Annotated in this window: 13 protein-coding genes; all 13 read right to left on the reverse strand. The window is 64.3% G+C overall.

Going from position 1 to position 16,632, the window contains the following annotated elements; translation table 11 throughout:
* Nucleotides 1–171: 171 nt before the first annotated feature.
* Nucleotides 172–1,617: an MFS transporter gene (locus GV819_RS19545; RefSeq protein ID WP_161757685.1), complete on the reverse strand. Its 1,446-nt coding sequence runs from the start codon at nt 1,615–1,617 to the stop codon at nt 172–174.
* 150 nt (nt 1,618–1,767) lie between these two features.
* Complete coding sequence (locus tag GV819_RS19550) at nt 1,768–2,517, reverse strand: tRNA-dependent cyclodipeptide synthase (RefSeq protein ID WP_161757686.1); 750 nt, start codon at nt 2,515–2,517, stop codon at nt 1,768–1,770.
* A gap of 4 nt (nt 2,518–2,521) precedes the next feature.
* Entirely contained in the window at nt 2,522–3,298 is a 777-nt protein-coding gene (locus tag GV819_RS19555; RefSeq protein WP_161757687.1) for a 2OG-Fe(II) oxygenase family protein, read from the reverse strand.
* Nucleotides 3,299–3,589: 291 nt separating this feature from the next.
* A complete protein-coding gene (locus GV819_RS19560; RefSeq protein ID WP_161757688.1) occupies nt 3,590–4,480 on the reverse strand; it encodes an aliphatic sulfonate ABC transporter substrate-binding protein in 891 nt (296 codons plus the stop codon).
* Nucleotides 4,481–5,230: 750 nt separating this feature from the next.
* Nucleotides 5,231–7,699 carry a TonB-dependent receptor plug domain-containing protein gene (locus GV819_RS19565; protein WP_161757689.1) on the reverse strand — a complete coding sequence of 823 codons (2,469 nt, stop codon included), beginning with the start codon at nt 7,697–7,699 and terminating at the stop codon, nt 5,231–5,233.
* Nucleotides 7,700–7,724: 25 nt separating this feature from the next.
* Entirely contained in the window at nt 7,725–8,222 is a 498-nt protein-coding gene (locus GV819_RS19570; RefSeq protein ID WP_161757690.1) for a RidA family protein, read from the reverse strand.
* An 83-nt stretch (nt 8,223–8,305) separates the two neighbouring features.
* Entirely contained in the window at nt 8,306–9,883 is a 1,578-nt protein-coding gene (locus tag GV819_RS19575) for a flavin monoamine oxidase family protein (RefSeq protein ID WP_161757691.1), read from the reverse strand.
* Between the two features lie 261 nt (nt 9,884–10,144).
* Nucleotides 10,145–11,356, reverse strand: coding sequence for a dipeptidase (locus GV819_RS19580; protein ID WP_161757692.1), 1,212 nt, complete (start codon nt 11,354–11,356; stop codon nt 10,145–10,147).
* A gap of 527 nt (nt 11,357–11,883) precedes the next feature.
* Nucleotides 11,884–12,846 carry an ABC transporter substrate-binding protein gene (locus GV819_RS19585; RefSeq protein WP_161757693.1) on the reverse strand — a complete coding sequence of 321 codons (963 nt, stop codon included), beginning with the start codon at nt 12,844–12,846 and terminating at the stop codon, nt 11,884–11,886.
* A 12-nt stretch (nt 12,847–12,858) separates the two neighbouring features.
* Nucleotides 12,859–13,668, reverse strand: a complete 810-nt coding sequence (locus GV819_RS19590) for a class II aldolase/adducin family protein (RefSeq protein WP_161757694.1) — start codon at nt 13,666–13,668, stop codon at nt 12,859–12,861.
* Nucleotides 13,669–13,713: 45 nt separating this feature from the next.
* The gene (locus GV819_RS19595) at nt 13,714–14,652 is read right to left on the reverse strand and encodes a D-isomer specific 2-hydroxyacid dehydrogenase family protein (protein WP_161757695.1); all 939 of its coding nucleotides are present in this window, start codon (nt 14,650–14,652) and stop codon (nt 13,714–13,716) included.
* On the reverse strand, nt 14,649–15,854 hold the full coding sequence (locus GV819_RS19600; RefSeq protein ID WP_161757696.1) for an acyl-CoA dehydrogenase family protein: 1,206 nt from the start codon (nt 15,852–15,854) through the stop codon (nt 14,649–14,651). Before GV819_RS19600 ends, GV819_RS19595 begins: the two co-directional genes overlap by 4 nt.
* The gene (locus GV819_RS19605) at nt 15,851–16,630 is read right to left on the reverse strand and encodes an ABC transporter ATP-binding protein (RefSeq protein ID WP_161757697.1); all 780 of its coding nucleotides are present in this window, start codon (nt 16,628–16,630) and stop codon (nt 15,851–15,853) included. Before GV819_RS19605 ends, GV819_RS19600 begins: the two co-directional genes overlap by 4 nt.
* Nucleotides 16,631–16,632: the final 2 nt, after the last annotated feature.

A 16,632-nucleotide genomic window follows, 5' to 3' on the forward strand; every position in this document is an offset into this window, starting at 1 on the left:
CGGAGCATAAAGCAAGTGATGGCATTTCGCCAGAATCCAGTCGTCAATCCACCGGCGCCTCCACGCGGATCGGGCCAGGGCTCGCCGTCACCGCGGGTGACGCGCCTCAGCCAGGCAAGGATCAGCGCGCTGGTGCGGTCTGATCCTTGATTCGGCAGCCGGGGCTCTTGTCTAGCCGCCCGACTCCTCAGCCACGGCTCTGCCCTCTTGCACGGCTCCCCGGGCGAGTGCTGGCGACTTACGCAGCAACACACTCACCACCGCCCAGACCGCCAGGGTCACGCCTGCTAAAAACACCATCACCACGCGATAGCCGTTAAGAAACGCTCCCTGGGTATCGTCCAGCGGCGTCGCGGAAAAATGGTGGAACAGCCCCACCCCCAGCGCCAGCCCGATACCACCGCCGACATTGTGCAAGGTCATCAGCGAGCCCATGGCCACCGAGCCCACTTCCTGGGGTACCGAGGAAATGCCCAGCACCGTCGACGGCCCGAGAATGCTTGCCCAGCCCAAGCCCATGATGACGAAGGCGCCCAGCAGATACGGCAGTGAAGTCTGCCGGTCGAAACCGGCCTGCAACAGCGCCGACAGCACAAGCAGCAGCAGCCCGACCTTGATCAACAGCGCCGGCCCTCTGCGATCCACCAGCCGCCCCACCAGCGGCGACAGCAGCGCCACCCCGAGGGTGGTGGGCAGCAACAACAGGCCGCTGGCCTGCAAGGTTTCACCACGGATTTGCGCCAGGTACAGCGGCATGACGAAAAACGCCACGCAGTAGAACAGCGCCAGGCCGAAACTCGCCGCCACGGCGGCGACAAAGCGTCGATTAGCGAACAGTTGGAGGTCGATGATCGGCGCGGCAACGCGTTTCTCCAGCACCAGGAAAGCCCCCAAAGCCAGCACCGTCACGGCGATCAGGCTCAGGCTCAGGCTCGAACCCCAGCCCCAGCCTCCACCCTGGACGATCACCAGCACCAGGCTCGGCAAACCGATCAGCAACAGCAACGCGCCCCATACATCCAACCGCGCATCGACCTCGGTCGAACGCGACTCCTGCACGCTGAAACTGCAAATGGCCAGGCTCAACAGCACAAAGGGCACATTGATCAGGAAGATCCACTGCCAGCCAAAGCCACTGGTGATCAGCCCCCCCAGCACCGGCCCGACCGCCAGCCCCACGCCATTGACCCCAAACAGCACGCCAAAGGCCTTGCCCTGCTCGGTGCTGTCGAAGGTACTGGAGACAATCGCCCCCGACGCGGTATAGAGCACCGCACAGGCCAGGCCCTGCAGCACCCGAGCGCCGATCAGGGTCTCGATCTGCCCCGCCAGCCCCGCCGCCAGTGACGCCAGGCCAAACACGCTCAGGCCGATAAACAGCACCCGCTTGCGTCCCTGCAAGTCGGCCAGGCGCCCCACCAGCACCATGAAGCTCGACAGCGCCAGGATGAAACCGTTGATCACCCACTGCAGGCTGTCCAGCGACGCCCCGAGATCGGCCTGCAGCGCCGGCAGCGCGGTATTGACGATGGTGAAATCCACACAGCCGAGAAAACTGGCGATGCTCACCCCGAGCAATGCCCACCATTTGCGTTGCTGTTGCGCAAAAACGCCCATGGAAACTCCTTGTCAGTCATAAAAAAACAGCACTGCAGGAGCCTCCGCTTGCCGGCGAACAGGCCCTTGAGCCCAGCACTGCCGGCAAGGACGCCTTCGCTGGCAAGCCAGCTCCCACGTAGGTCAGCGAAAACCACGGGCCCGGGCGGCTCAGATGGCGATGGCGCCACTGGTCCAGTTCGGGTGAATGGCCCCGGGCAAAGTGAACGGGATCGGAATCCCGCGTTTCTTGAACTTCAGCGGCAACCAGCGCACCCGGTCCGGGCTGTGGGGTTCGATCAACAACTCGCGACTGATGGCCATGGCCGTGGTCATCTGCTGCGGATAGAGCACGTAGTGATAACCCTCATCGGCCCACAACGGCAGGATGATGGGGATCTCCTCAAGGATGTATTCACGGCACTGGGCCGCGGCCCGTTCGATATCCGCGTCTTCGTCTCGCAGGCGCAAGCGCTCGGTGAACACACCGATGGTGCTGTCGATGGCCTCGCGCAATTCGGCCCGCTGCTGATAGATCAGGTTCAACTGCTGGCGCAATTCGGCATAGCGGTCGCTGGCCAGTTCCTGGTTCCAGCGGGTGATGTGATAGGGCACCCGCAGGCCATCGAGAATGTCCTGGTTGCGCGCCAGCCAGGCGTCACCGTCACGGATCGAGGCCGACAGCGCCTCCCCCGGGGACTTACCGTGCTTGTTGTGGCGTTGCAGGGTGTCGGCCACCACAACCTTGACGTGGCTGAAGCCGGATTGGTTGATCAGGTGAATGGTCGAGCGCAGCTTCTGGTCTTCGTGATATTCCTGGCCGACGCTGACCGCCAGCACCACTCGCTTGCCATCGAATGCGTGTTCCTCGCCGCCCTTGTTGAAGTAGGCCTTGAGGTTGATTTCCTGCACCTTGCTCATGTGTTCAGCTCCAGTAGGCCAAAGGCTGTTGTTCACCGTAGTAACCGATAAAGACCCCGAGGGTGACCCGGGTGCTGCTGGCCGAAGGGCGTACCGCGTGGATCAGCCGTGGGTTGAGCAGGATCAGATCGCCGGGCTCGGGCTTGATCACGAAGTCCGGCGGCGGTAGCAGGTGGCGCTCGATGCCATAGGCCCGTTCGCCACGCAGGCGGTTGTACTCCTGCTCATCCGGCTCGATGCCCCAGATCTCCAGCTCTCCGCCGTCCTCGGGGAGTTCCAGGTAAATGTTGCTGGACAGCTGGGTCAGCAACGGCGGGCTGTGGCCCTCGGGGGCATTGCGTTCGAGCTTGTCGGTGTGCGGGGTGAGATCAACTCCGGCCCCCTGGAAACGGGCGATGCCGACAAAGCACTTCTGCCCGTCCACCTGCAGCAACTGCGCGCCCTGGGGCCAGACCTCGTCCAGCAACAGGCGCAACTCGTCAATGGGTGAGGCCAGCGGGCGGAACAGATTGCGGATCTTGCGGATATTCGGCAGTGCCAGGGCGTGGTACTCGGCCCGGCTCTGTTCATCCTGGATCTCGATGTAGGCCTTGCCGACACGGACGAACTCCTGCTGTTGGCTGAAGGCACTGCGCAGCTCCTGCTGATACAGATGGTCGCGCGCCACCTGCAAGGTGTCCGGCGGGCAAAAGCCTTTGAGCTGGACGCCGTAGGAACGTTTTTCGACGACATCGATAATATGCCGCACTTCAAGTTTGTCGGCCGTAGTTACTGTGAACATGCAAGCTCCCTTATTCCCTGGAAGTAGCGTTTAAGTGCATCTTTGGTGGAGCGTAATAATTTGTTTCAGAGCCACCTTAGGCAGTTGCGAAAGCCTTGTGAAATAACCTTTATCTCTAATATCCAAACTTAAAAACGTATCGAAAATCAGACAAATAGCTGCCATGAGAGACACTCGCAAGCGACTGCTCGAGGATTATTAAATTTACTGATAGTTAACTTAAACAACGGACATTATTGATATTTTATTTATTCATCACTCCCGAGCTTAATTAATGAAAATGCCATGTATTCATTCAACTTCGTTAAACCGGGCATCCATGTAATCCGAGGCATTGAACGACTTCTGAATAATCCCTTCCTCGCGATAAAGATCAGCCGTGTGCTGCACGTCATCGACTACCGAGGGGCCTACGGCAATGCGCCGGGGCACGGAGTAGCGATTGGAGCGCTCATGGATCGCCACCGGCAGGCCGCTGTAGCCGGCCTGGATCCGCGAATACTCGGCTTGATGCTGATTGGCCCAGGCATAGGCGCGGTCCAGGCGCCGAAGGAAATCGCCGATCTGCAGCGGCTTGTCTCGGATCGCCTGGTCATTGGCCACCAGCAACATATGCCCAGCGAACAGCCCCTCGCCGCTGACCAGTACCCGGGTTGTGCCCTCCATCTGCACCATGCTGGTGTACGGGTCCCAGGTCGACCAGGCATCGGCCTGGCCGTTGCTCAACAGGCTGCGGGACTCGGCCGGCTGGAGAAAGATGAACTGCGCATCCGAGCCGTGCAGGCCCACGGAGCGCAAGGCCGCCAAGGCCAGGAAGTGGCCGATGGAGCCCCGCGTGGTGGTGATGCGCCGGCCCTGGAGGCTAGCGGCATCGTGCAGCGGTGAATCGTCCTTGACCACAATCGCCACCGCCGTCGGTGTGACCTTGAGTTTGATCACCCCCACGGTCTTGATCGGTGCCCCGGCTGCCGCAGCGAACACGAACGGCGCATCGCCCAGGCTGCCGATGTCCACCGCTCCGGCGGCCAGGGCCTCGGCGGTAGGCGCTGCCGCGGCGAAGGAGGCGAACTCGATGGGATACGGCACCTGCTCCAGTTCGCCGGCGGCTTGCAGCAGGATCTTCAGCGACTGCTTCTGGCTGGAGACCCTCAATGCCGGCTGCGCCAGCCACAAACACAACACCGCTCCTTGTAGGAGCCGGCTTGCCGGCGAATGGCCCCTGAACCCTGCGCCACTCATACGACCGCCTTCGCTGGCAAGCCAGCTCCTACGAAATAGATACCGCTCATGCTCAGAACACCAGGCTGACGCAGCTGCTGTAGGAGCCGGCTTGCCGGCGAATGGCCCCTGAACCCTGCGCCACTCATACGACCGCCTTCGCTGGCAAGCCAGCTCCTACGAGATAGATACCGCTCATGCTCAGAACACCAGGCTGATGCAGCTGCTGTAGGAGCCGGCTTGCCGGCGAATGGCCTCTGAACCCTGCGCCACTCATACGGCCGCCTTCGCTGGCAAGCCAGCTCCTACGAGATAGATACCGCTCATGCTCAGAACACCAGGCTGATGCAGCTGCTGTAGGAGCCGGCTTGCCGGCGAATGGCCTCTGAACCCTGCACTGGTCATGCGGCCGCCTTCGCTGGCAAGCCAGCTCCTACGAAAGTGATCGTGGTCATGCTCAGAACGCCAGGCTGACGCGGCTGCTGTAGGAGCCGGCTTGCCGGCGAATGGCCCCAGAACCCTGCACTGGTCATACGACCGCCTTCGCTGGCAAGCCAGCTCCTACGGAAATAGATACCGGTCATGCTCAGAACGCCAGGCTGACGCGGCTGCTGTAGGAGCCGGCTTGCCGGCGAATGGCCTCTGAACCCTGCACTGGTCATGCGGCCGCCTTCGCTGGCAAGCCAGCTCCTACGAGATAGATACCGCTCATGCTCAGAACGCCAGGCTGACGCGGCTGTAGTAATAACCACCGCCCAGGCCATAAGGCGAGAACATGCCGTATTCATAAGTCCCCGCCCAGGCCTTGAGGCCGATCTTGTCCGGGTACACGTCGAACAGGTTGTTGGCCCCCACCGCCACGGTGAGGTTCTGCGTCACGTCGTAGGCCACGTCCAGATCGGTGATCCACTTGGCGCTGTAGGTGCGGTCGTTGGCCGCAATGTTCGAGCCTTCGGTGTACTCGCCAAAGCGGGTCAACTGCAGGTTGGTGGTCCAGTCACCGACCTTGTAGTTGGTGGAGAGAATCCATTTGTCCTTGGGCGTGGATTGGGTCAGGTCGATCTGCTGCTGGCGGTCGAACAGCACATAGCCGGCCCCCAGGCGCGACAGGGCCGCCGGGGTGTCTGCCAGGTCGCGGATGGTGGTCTTGTTGTGGTTGTAGGCAACGCTCCACTTCGCCGTGCCGTATTCGCCGAACGACTGGCGATAGTCCGCCACCAGGTCCACGCCCTTGGTCCGGGTGTCCGCGGCGTTGGTGTAGTACTGCCCGGCGAGGTTCGGCGACAGGCCGTTTTCCACCAGGATCTGCGACACCGCCGGGCCCTTGAGGATGCCGGTCTGAAGGATCCGCTTGTCGATATCGATCAGGTAGAAGTCGGCGGTCAGGCGCAGGCGCTCGGTGGGTTCGGCGGTGAACCCCAGGCTGTAGTTGCGCGAGGTTTCCGGCTCCAGGTCCTTGGCCCCCAGGGCGATGGCTTCCGGCGAGTTGGGGCGCATCTGCTTGGTGCGTACCGAGCTGGTGGTGCCGCCGGCGCCGAACTGGGTCACGGTGCTGGTGGTGGAGAACACGCTCTGGGCCAGGGACGGTGCGCGAAAGCCGTTGCTCACCGCCGCCCGCACCGCATAGCCGGGGAGGAACTCGTAGCGGGTGGTGAGCTTGCCACTGGTGGTGTCGCCCACGCCGAGGTTGTACTTCTCGTAGCGCGCGGCAGCCCCCACGTACCAGTTGGAGGTAATGTTCAGGCCCAGATCCACATAGGCGGCTTCGCTGTGACGCTTGAGGCTGTAGGCATCTTCCGGGGTGGTGCCGTTGACCGAGAACAACCCGGGGTCGGGCACCACACCGGCAAAGGGGCCCGTGGCAGGCACGTAGCTGCCCTGGTTATAGGCGTTGGGTTCACCCTCCTCCAGCGCATATTTCTCCCAGCGGTATTCCACGCCGAAAGAGGTTTGCAGCGGGCTGCTCCAACCGATGTCCAAGGCCCGGGAGAAATCCAGGTTGTTGGTCCACTGGTCGAACACCAGGTTGCCCAGGTGGAAGTCATGCTGGCCGTAGGGCCCGTTGGAAATGTTCAGGTTGTTGGCGGTATCGAGCACCCCGCGATCCTTGCCATAGGTGCTCGACAGGTCCCAGTCCCAGCCACCGGCCAGGCCCTTGGCACCACCGGCGACCTGGAAGTCGGTCTCGCGGATCTCCCGCCGCGCCTGGCCGCCGTTGGGGTACGGCGAATTGGGTACGCCTGCCAGGCTGGTGATGTCGGTGGGCTTGCGGTGCCCCAGGTTCTTGTTGCTGTTGCGATAGCTCAGGGTCGAGAACGAATACAGCTTGAGGTCGTCGGCCAGGGGCAGCTCGGCGTTGTAGGCCAGGCTGCTGGTGCGGTCACGGCCCAGGCCGTATTCGGTCCCCCAGCCCTGGCGATTGCCTTCCCGAGGGTCTGGCGAGCCGTCGGGCTGCTTGAAATACAGTTGCCCGCTGGCGGCGCTGGAGCGCTCATAGGGCTCCTGGATCTTGGCATCCCAGGATAGGTTGAAGAAGCCGCCGGCCTCCCCCAGCTTGCTGCCCCAGTTGAAGGCTTCGTGGCCGGTGGTGCCGTCACCGTCGTAGTACTGGCCCAGGCTGGTGTCGGAGGTCAGGCCCTCGGCGTTGCGCTTGAGGATGATGTTGATCACCCCGGCGATAGCGTCCGAACCGTACTGCGCTGCCGCACCATCGCGCAGTACTTCGATGCGCTCGATGGCGGCGGTGGGAATCAGGTCCAGGTCCACCGGCACCGAGGCATTGCCGACCCGCGCACCGTTGTTGATCAACGCCGAGTTGTGCCGCCGCTTGCCGTTGATCAGCACCAGCACCTGGTCGCCCCCCAGGCCGCGCATGCTCACCCCGCGCACCAGAAAGGCGGTGCCGCCGCCATTGATGGTCGGCACGTTGAACGACGGCAGCAGCCGCCCGAGCATTTCTTTCAAGCCGTTCTGGCCAATGCTGCGCAGTTGCTCGCTGTCGATCACATCGATCGGCGCAGGACTGTTGGTGACGGTGCGCTGCTGACTGCCACGGACCCCGGTGACCACCACCGTGCCCAGGGTTTCATCCGCGGCCAGCAGTTCCACAGGGGTTGCCAGGCCCAATAGGCCAAGGCTCAGGGGGGCGGCGCCGAGAACGATTTTATGCAAGGAAATACCCATGACTTCAGATCCTTATCAATGGCGCTCAGCGCGACCGGGCGGCGACGGTTTCAACTTCGATCAGCGCACCGGGCAGTACCAGACCCGCCACTTGCACCGTGGTCCTGGCCGGTTTCACCGGCTGTTTCTCGCTGCCGAAGAACTCGCGAAAGGCCACTTGCAGGCCGTCGAAATCCAGCTTGCCGCCCAGGGCCGGGTCCCCTACCAGGTAGATCCGCAGCTGCACCACGTCGGCCAGGCCCAGGCCCTGGCTGGCAAGAATCGACTCGACCTTGCGCAGCACCACCCGGGTCTGTGCCTCGGTGTTGCCCACCGCGCGCACCTGTTCCTTGGACGCCTTGGGATCAACCGGGTCCGGCAGCAGGCCGGAGAGGTAAGTCAGCTCGCTGTTGGCGGGCAGGGTCACCGATTGCAGGATCGGCGAGTTGGGATAGGTGGACGGAACCCGCTGAATACCAGCGGCCCAGCTGCTGCTGGCGGCAATCAGCAGCCCCAGCCCCACGGCGGTGTGTTTTATCGACATGCAAAGACGCTCCAAGGTTATGAATGCCAGCCTCGGAGGTCCGCTACCCGGCAGGGTGACTGCTTATTGAATGCTCGGCTTTTTCAGGCCGTTTGCTGCAGCGACGAGCCTTGCGCCCGCTCGAAAAGATGCCGCACCACTCGCCGTGCCGCGCCGGCGGCGGCCTCCTGCCAGATGCCCACGCCGCTGTGGGCCAGGCCGTCGCTGGTCAGGTAGACCCGGCCCTGGGGCTGGTTGAGCAGGCTGTAGTCCGGCTCGGCCACTTCGTGGTTGATCCAGGGGCCGAAGTTGTAGGGGATCTTGCTCCAGGCAATCACCAGGGGATTGCGCAATTCATGGCTGTGGCCAGGGTGCAGCAGCTCCACCGCCTGGCGGGAAATCTCGATCTGTTGGGCCAGGGTTTTCTCACCGAACTGGCGTGCGGTTTCACCGTTGTTGTAGGCCGCCACCAACACCCCTTCGGCCTGGTTGAAGCCGCCGCTGGGGTACCACAGCCCGGACGCTTCCTGGTTGATGAAGGACAGCCCGCCATAGATCTGGTACTGGCTTTCCCAGAAGCGCCGGGACTGCCAGGCGACCTTGTTGGCGTAGCCGAACTGCACACTGTCGATGGCCTGGCGTACCGGGGCGCTGAAGTTGTTCGCGACCTTGGCCAGCAGCGGCAGGGGCAAGGAGCTGATCACATAGTCGGCCTTCAAGTGCTGGGTACGGCCACTGCGCCGATCCAGGTACACCACCTCGGCGTGGTCGGCATGATTGGTGATCGAGCGCACCTCGCTGTGCAGCCGCAGGGGCCCTTGCAGGCGCCGGGCAAAGGCCTGGGGTATGCGGTCCATGCCGCCCACCGGCTGGAACATGGTGGGCGAGAACTCCGGGTACTCATCGATCATCAGCGCAGTGGTCAGTGCCGGGTTGAGCAGGGTCTGCAGCGGCAGCGGATCGTTCTTCTGCGCCAGCTGGTCGCCAGCCCCAGGCCAGACCTTGTAGCCGGAACGGGCCGAACCCAGGTACTCCAGCTTGTCCGAGAGATCGCCCCAGGTCTTGAGGAAACTCAGCAGGTTGCTGCGGTCGGCGACACTCAGTTCCTGATCCAGGGCATGGCGATTGACCGCCTTGGCCAGCAGCTCGGAGAAATGCCCGCGACTGTCGTTGACCGCCTGGCGGATCTGCAGCGCTGGCTGGTTCAGGTCCGGGCGCACCAGGGCATTGCGACTGGTGTTGACCAGCACTTCCAGCTCCACCCCCAGCTCACGGCAATAGCCGAGCATCAGTTGATGGTGACTGGGCAAGCGACCGGCCCCGGCGTTGAGATAGAAGCCATCATCGAATTGTGCCAGCTGCACACTGCCATCGCCGTACTCCACCCGATCACCGCGACGCACTGTCCAGTTGCGCCCGCCGACCCGGTCGCGGGCTTCCAGCAGGGTGACCTTGAACCCGGCCTTTTGCAGCTCGTAGGCGCTGACCAGACCACCGATTCCGGCACCGATCACCACCACGCTGGCGCCCTTGCCCACTGCTGCTGTGGGCAGCGAAGCATAGTTCTCCTCGAAGGCCTCGGCGTTGCCCGAGGCGCCAAACAGGCCCATGACCGCGCTCGCCGCCTGGACCCCGCCGACAGCGGCGATACGGGCGATCAATTGTCTTCTGGTCAGCGGCATGCCAGCGCTCCCTGCTGCGGATGGATAGTGCGTTCGGTTATAGCCCACGAATTTATGCAGTCACTTGGGTCTATGGGAAGCCATCCTAGGGGCGCTCATTTAATAAGAGAAATACATTTTAAGCATATGCAAATATTACTTTGTTTCATATTCAAGCCAAAAGATTCTGCGTCCCGCGCATAGCCCTGCGCCTAGCCTCGCCACCCTCGCCCCGCCAGTAGCTGGCTTGCCAGCGAAGAGGCCCCACAGCCCGCGCAGGCATCAGCGCCCCTTCGCCGGCAAGCCGGCTCCTACGACCTGGGCGGCGTCGAGGACGCGCAACAAGTTGCCGCCCCAGATCTTCTCCAGGTCCGCTTCGCTATAGCCTGCCGCCAGCAGTCGTTCGGTGATCTGCGGCAATTGCGTCACGTCCTCCAGCCCCTGCACGCCACCGCCGCCGTCCCAATCGGCACCTATGCCCACATGCTCGGGGCCGACCACGTCGAGGATGTGCAGCAGGTGGCGCATGTAGTCGTCCAGGCTGGCGCGGGGCTGCGGGTAGCGGGCCTCGACCTGGCGAATGCGCCCGGCCAGGTCTGCCACCTGTGCCGGGCTCAGGCTGGCGGCCAGGCGAAACTCGCGGTACAGCGGGCCCAGGGCCTTGTCCCGCTCGGGATTGGGCGCAAGGTTGATCAAGTCACTGGGGAAACTGTTGACCTGCACCACCCCGCCCTTGGCCGCCAGTTGCCGCAAGCGCTGGTCATCCAGGTTGCGTGGATGATGGGTGACCGCCCTACTGCTGGAGTGCGAAGCAATGATCGGCGCCGTGGACAGTGTCAGCACCTGATCAAACACCTGATCCGAGGCATGGGACACATCCAGCAAGATACCCAGGCGATTGGCCTCGACCACCAGCTCGCGGCCCGCCGGGCTCAGGCCCTGCCATTGCGGCAGGGCCGTGGCCGAGTCGGCGAAATCGTTGTTGGCCGAATGCACCAGGCCGAGCATGCGCAGGCCCTGGCGATAGTAGGTGTGCAAGCGTGCAGGATCAGCCGCCAGGGGCTCGGCGTTTTCCATGCTGATGAACACCACCCGCTGGCCTGCGGCGACGATAGCCGGCACATCGGCAGCGCTCAGGGCCAGGGCGAAGTCCTTGGGATGGGCTGCGACCAGGTCGAGAATACGCCCGAGCACCGCCAGGCCGTGCTCGCTGGCCAGGGTCCGGCCTTCGGCGGTGAGCGGCCCCTGAGGGGTGAAGATGGCCCAGAAACCACCGTCCAGACCGCCCTCTTTCATGCGCGGCAGATCGACCTGGGACAGGTCGTCCTGGTAGCCATGGCGCTGGGTGATGTCCCAACCGGGGCGGGCCAGTTGCATGGGCGTATCGAGGTGGCTGTCGAGCACCGTAAGGCGCTGGTGCAGGGCTTGGGCGGGGCTGTCGGCCAAGGCCCAGGGGCTGGCCAGCGCCAGGCACAGCAAGGTTCGGGTAAACATGCGGCCTCCTGGCCAATGAAAGAAATCTCCCCTTCGGATGGTATGAGCTGGCTGGCCAGCGAAGGCGTTCTCCGGGGCCGTGCAAGGCTTGAGGGCCTCTTCGCCGGCAAGCCGGCTCCTACATGGGGTGTCGGGTGTTCTGTAGGAGCTGGCTTGCCAGCGAAGGCGTCCTCCGGGGCCGTGCATGGTTTGAGGGACTATTCGCCGGCAAGCCGGCTCCTACATGGGTGTCAGGTGTTCTGTAGGAGCTGGCTTGCCAGCGAAGGCGTCCTCCGGGGCCGTGCATGGCTTGAGGGACTATTCGCCGGCAAGCCGGCTCCTACATGGGGTGTCGGGTGTTCTGTAGGAGCTGGCTTGCCAGCGAAGGCGCCCTCCGGGGCCGTGCATGGCTTGAGGGACTATTCGCCGGCAAGCCGGCTCCTACATGGGGTGTCAGGTGTTCTGTAGGAGCTGGCTTGCCAGCGAAGGCGTCCTCCGGGGCCGTGCATGGCTTGAGGGACTATTCGCCGGCAAGCCGGCTCCTACAGTCAGGTCCAGTGGAAGCTGCGGTCCCACAGGCCGGAAACGTCCAGCGGCTGGGGCAGCACTCCTGCCTCGAAGAACAGGTCGGCCACGTCCTGCTGGGATTTCACCGCTGCGTCGTCCACCGGTTGCAGCAGGCGCGGGCCGCTCTGGGCCCGGTATTGGGCGAGAAACACTTCCCGGGGCATGCCGAGGATCTTCGCACTCTTGCTCGCCCACTCTTCGGGATGGCTGGCGATCCATTGCCAAGAGCGGTACTCGCGCAGGATGTAGTCGGTGATCGCCGCATGCTTCAGCGGGTCGGCAATGCTCTGCTGGTTGGCAGCAATCACGTAGTTGCCGGACAGGTAGCCCTGGCCGGTCTTCAGTACCCGGGCGCCGGCCCGCAGTTCGGCCAACTGAATGAAGTAGCCAAAGCTGACCCAGGCATCCAGGGCACCGTTCTGCAGCGCGGCAAAACCGTCCTGGGGGCTCAGCGCCATGGGCACGATGTCGGCAAAACCCAGCCCCTGTTCCTTCAATGCCTTGAGCAAAAAGTAATGCGAGCTGGTGGAGCGGATATAGCCGATGCGCTTGCCCTTGAGCTCGGCCACCGACTGCACCGTGGAGCCCTTGGGCAGGATAAAGGCCTGGTTGTTGACGTCGCCGGTGAGCACCGCGATGAGCTTCACCGGCGCGTGATTCTTGATCCCGAAAATCGGTGGGATCTCGCTCATCGGTGAAATATCCAGGGTGCCACTGACCAGGGCCTCGAAGCTCAGGTTGCCGCCGCTGAACTCGGCGTACTTGACCTGGTAAGGCGGCGCTTCGATGCCGGCCTCGGTAAAGAAGCTCGGCGCCGCGCCCTTGTAGGTGGCGACACTCAGGGTCACCCCGGCCAGCTCCGAAGAGGCTCCCAGGCCCAGTTGCGGCAAGGCGCCGGCGAGACCGGCCAGGGCCGAGAGTTGCAGAAAACGACGACGTTGCATGGCGGCTTGTCCTTAATCGAGAAAGTCCGGTTCTTCGCGCACGATCCGCTCGCGGTAAGGCTGGAAACTGAACCAGCCGCCGAATTCGCTGCCCACCTGGCGCGCGGTGTGGCGCGCCACAGCATGGGGAATCAGTCGCGGGGTGCCGGCCGCTTCCGCCAGCAGTTGGGTCTGGGCGGCATTGTCCATGGCAATGAAACGCCAGGCCGCCGCCTCGACGGTTTCACCAACGGTGAGCAAGCCGTGGTTCTGCAGGATCAATGCCTTGTGGCCCTGCAGCGCCGTGGCGATCCGCGCACCTTCACTGGCTTCCAGCACCACCCCGGAGAAGTTGTCGAACAGCCCGTGCCTTTCATAGAAGGCGCAGGCGTCTTGGGTCAGCGGGTCCAGCAAGCGGCCCAGGCTCGACCAGGCCTTGCCATGCAGCGAGTGGGCATGGGCGGCGGCCACCACCTGCGGATGGGCCTGATGCAGCGCCGCATGGATGGCGAAGGCCGCCAGATTGAGGGCGCCTTCGCCTTCGACAATGGCCCCATCGGGGTCCACCAGCAGCAGGTCGGACACCCGGACATGGCCGAAATACACCCCCACCGGGTTGACCCAGAAATGCTCCGGGCGCCCCGGGTCACGCACCGTGATATGCCCAGCGCCGCCCATGTCGAAACCCAGCCGGGCGAATACCCGGAAGGCCGCGGCGAGGCTTTGCTTGCGCTGCAAGCGCTCCAGTTCGACGCTGGCTTGCTGCGGCGGCTGCTCCCAGCGAAACACCGTGTGACCGTCGCGGGGCAAGTCATACACCGCGGGACGAAAATGCGCCGTCATGGCTGCTCTCCTTCAAATCGGCTGTCGGAAAAATGGATCACAAGGCTAATAACCACGCGCGATCTCCACCGGGTTTTCCAAGGGCAGACCGTCGCGCTGACGCTGGATATTGCGCTCCAGCAAACGGGCAATGTTCAGGTAGACCCGAGGTGAATTGGCCGAGGTGTGAGGCGACAGGCGAATGCCTGGATGGCGGTAGAAAGGGTGACCTTCAGGCAGCGGCTCAGGATCGGCCACGTCCAGGCTGGCAAGGCCGATACGTCCGGTATCCAGGGCTTGCAACAGGGCCGGCTGATCGATCAGCGCACCCCGGGCGATGTTGATCAGGTGCAACCCCGGCTTGGCCACGGCCAATACCTCGGCGCCGATGATGTGCCGGGTCTGCTCGGTCAGCGGCAGCGCCAGCAGTAGATGATCGCTACGGGCGAACAACTCATGCAGGTCGGCTACGGCCTCCACTCCAGCCACCGCGAAAGGCTCGCGCGAACGCCGCAGAGCCAGCACCTGCATGCCCAAGGCCTGGGCCTTGGGTGCCAGTTCGCGGGCAATGCTGCCAAACCCAAGCAGCCCCAAGGTACTGCCGGCCACCGCCGCCAGCGGCCGTTGCCGCCAGTCACCGGGGGCATCGATCCACACCTGGGGCAGGTCCTTGGCGGCGGCAAAGATCGCCGCCAGGGCAAACTCGGCAATGCTCTCAGCGGTGCAACCACGGGCGCTGGCCACCGGTACGCCGTGGAACAGCCAGTGGGGAAAATAATCCAGGCCCGAGCTCACCAGTTGCACCCAACGCAGGCCGAAGGGCCAGCCCGGCGGCGGCGCGGGTGCGTCCCGAAAATCGGCATGGGGCGCGGCCAGCAGCACCTCGACGTCCCCAGGCAGATCCATCGGCAGGCCCCGGGGCAGGCTCAGCACCTCGACACCCGGCAGCCACTGGCGCAACTGCCGGTTGAAAGTATCGTCGAGCTGGCTGGCGACCCGTGTCATGCCTGGGCTCCGCGGCTGGGCAAGGCAAAGGCGGCACGCCCGGCGGCGCCGAGAATCGCATCGTTCTGTGGCGTGTGAATACGGCTGCACAACACATCGCGGTAATGCCGTTCGATGGGATTGCCCCGGGCCAGCCCGGGGTTGCCGATGGCTTCGATGCCCAACTCCACGGCGCTGATGGCATTGCTGGTGACCAGGTACTTGATCTGGGTCGCTTCCCCCGGGGCGATCCGCCCTTCGGCGGCGGCATCCAGCAACAGGCGATTGCTCAGCAGCAAGGCGTCGATCCGCCCGAGCAGTTCCTGGAAACGCGGCAGGCTCGACAACGGCGCGCCGAGGTTGGCCGGAGTGCGCTGGGCCAGCCAGCCCAGCAGCCAGTCGCGGGCAGCACGGGCCACACCGTCATAGATCGCCGACAGCAGCACCGCCAGCCAGAGCACGCCCTGGCTGTCCAGCTCCGAGGGGCGCGGGAGGTTGGCCGGCTGGATATCCACTGCCTGCTCTGCGGGCACGAACACCTCATCGAAGATCACATCGTGGCTGCCGGTGGCGCGCATGCCCAGGTGGTCCCAGGTGTCCTCGATCACGATCCCCGGGCTGTCACGGTGCACCAGCCAGGTGCCCACTTGCGGTTCGGGGTCATCGCTGCGGGCCCAGACCGAGAGCCAGGTCAGCCCGGGAATGCCGGTGGAGTAGATCTTGCGCCCGCTCAGGCGCCAGCCGCCTTCGACCCGCCGTGCCAGGGTCGCCGGTAAACCGCCCCGGGCCGGAGTACCCAGGTCTGGCTCGACCCGCAACGCGTTGATCAAGGCGCCCTGCTGCACCGCTTCACGCGCCAGTTGCTGGCGCAGGTGCAGCGGCCAGGCGCTGTTCTGTTGCAGGCGTGTGTGCTGCAAATACTGCATCACCAGCACCAGCGCGGTGGAAGGTTCGCCCCGGGCCACGGCACCGATCACCCGGCGCGCCTGGGCCAGGCTCGCCTCGCTGCCGCCCAGGGCCCGAGGCACCGTCAGGGCCAGCAGGCCATGCTCATGCAAACGCTGCAGGTTGGCGTGGGGAAACTCGCTGTGGCGGTCGTAGTGAGCTGCGGTGACGGCGAACTCCTCGCTCAGTTGCTGCAGCAGATCAGCGAACTCGGCAGAGTCCAGGTCATGGCTGGCGCAGGACACGGACGAGGACGCTTGCACACTGGAAAGGCTCATCGGCTGGCACTCCTGTTCAAGGGTGGGGGGACGTTGACGGCCGCTTCGGCCTCGGTTTCAACCCCCAGCAGTTGCAGCAGCCGCGTGCGCAGTTGCTGGAACCCGGGGGTGCTTGCCTGTCGCGGACGCGGCAGGCGGATCGGCAGTTGCTCGGCAATGCTGCCGTTGGCCAGCACCAGTACCCGGTCGGCCAGCAGCAGCGCCTCGTCGACATCGTGGGTCACCAGCAGCACCGCCGGGGTATGCACCCGCCACAGACGGATGATCAATTGATGCATGCGAATCCGGGTCAAGGCATCAAGGGCAGCGAAGGGCTCGTCCAGCAGTAGCAATTGCGGCGCGCGTACCAGGGCCCGAGCCAGCGCCACGCGCTGGGCCTCGCCACCGGACAGGGTGGCGGGCCAGGCGCCAAGCCGATGCCCCAGGCCCACCTCTGCCAATGCCGCCAGGGCCCGTTCACGCACCTGGGCCCCGCGCACGCCCAGCGCAACGTTGCGCCACACCCGCTTCCAGGGCATCAACCGCGGTTCCTGGAACACCGCCGCCATGGCCGTCGGCACCTGCAGCTGGCCAGCATCTATGGGTTCCAGCCCGGCCAGGGCTCGCAGCAAAGTGGTCTTGCCCGAACCGCTGCTGCCCAGCAGGGCAACGAACTCCCCGGGAGCGATGTCCAGGTCCAGGCCATCGAGCACTGCCTGCCCGGCAAAACGCCGAGTGACCCGGCGACATTCGACAGCCGCGCGCACGCGGGCAGGCTGGGGCAATAACACGCTCATGA

This window comes from Pseudomonas sp. Fl5BN2, assembly GCF_009908205.1.
Lineage (GTDB): Bacteria > Pseudomonadota > Gammaproteobacteria > Pseudomonadales > Pseudomonadaceae > Aquipseudomonas.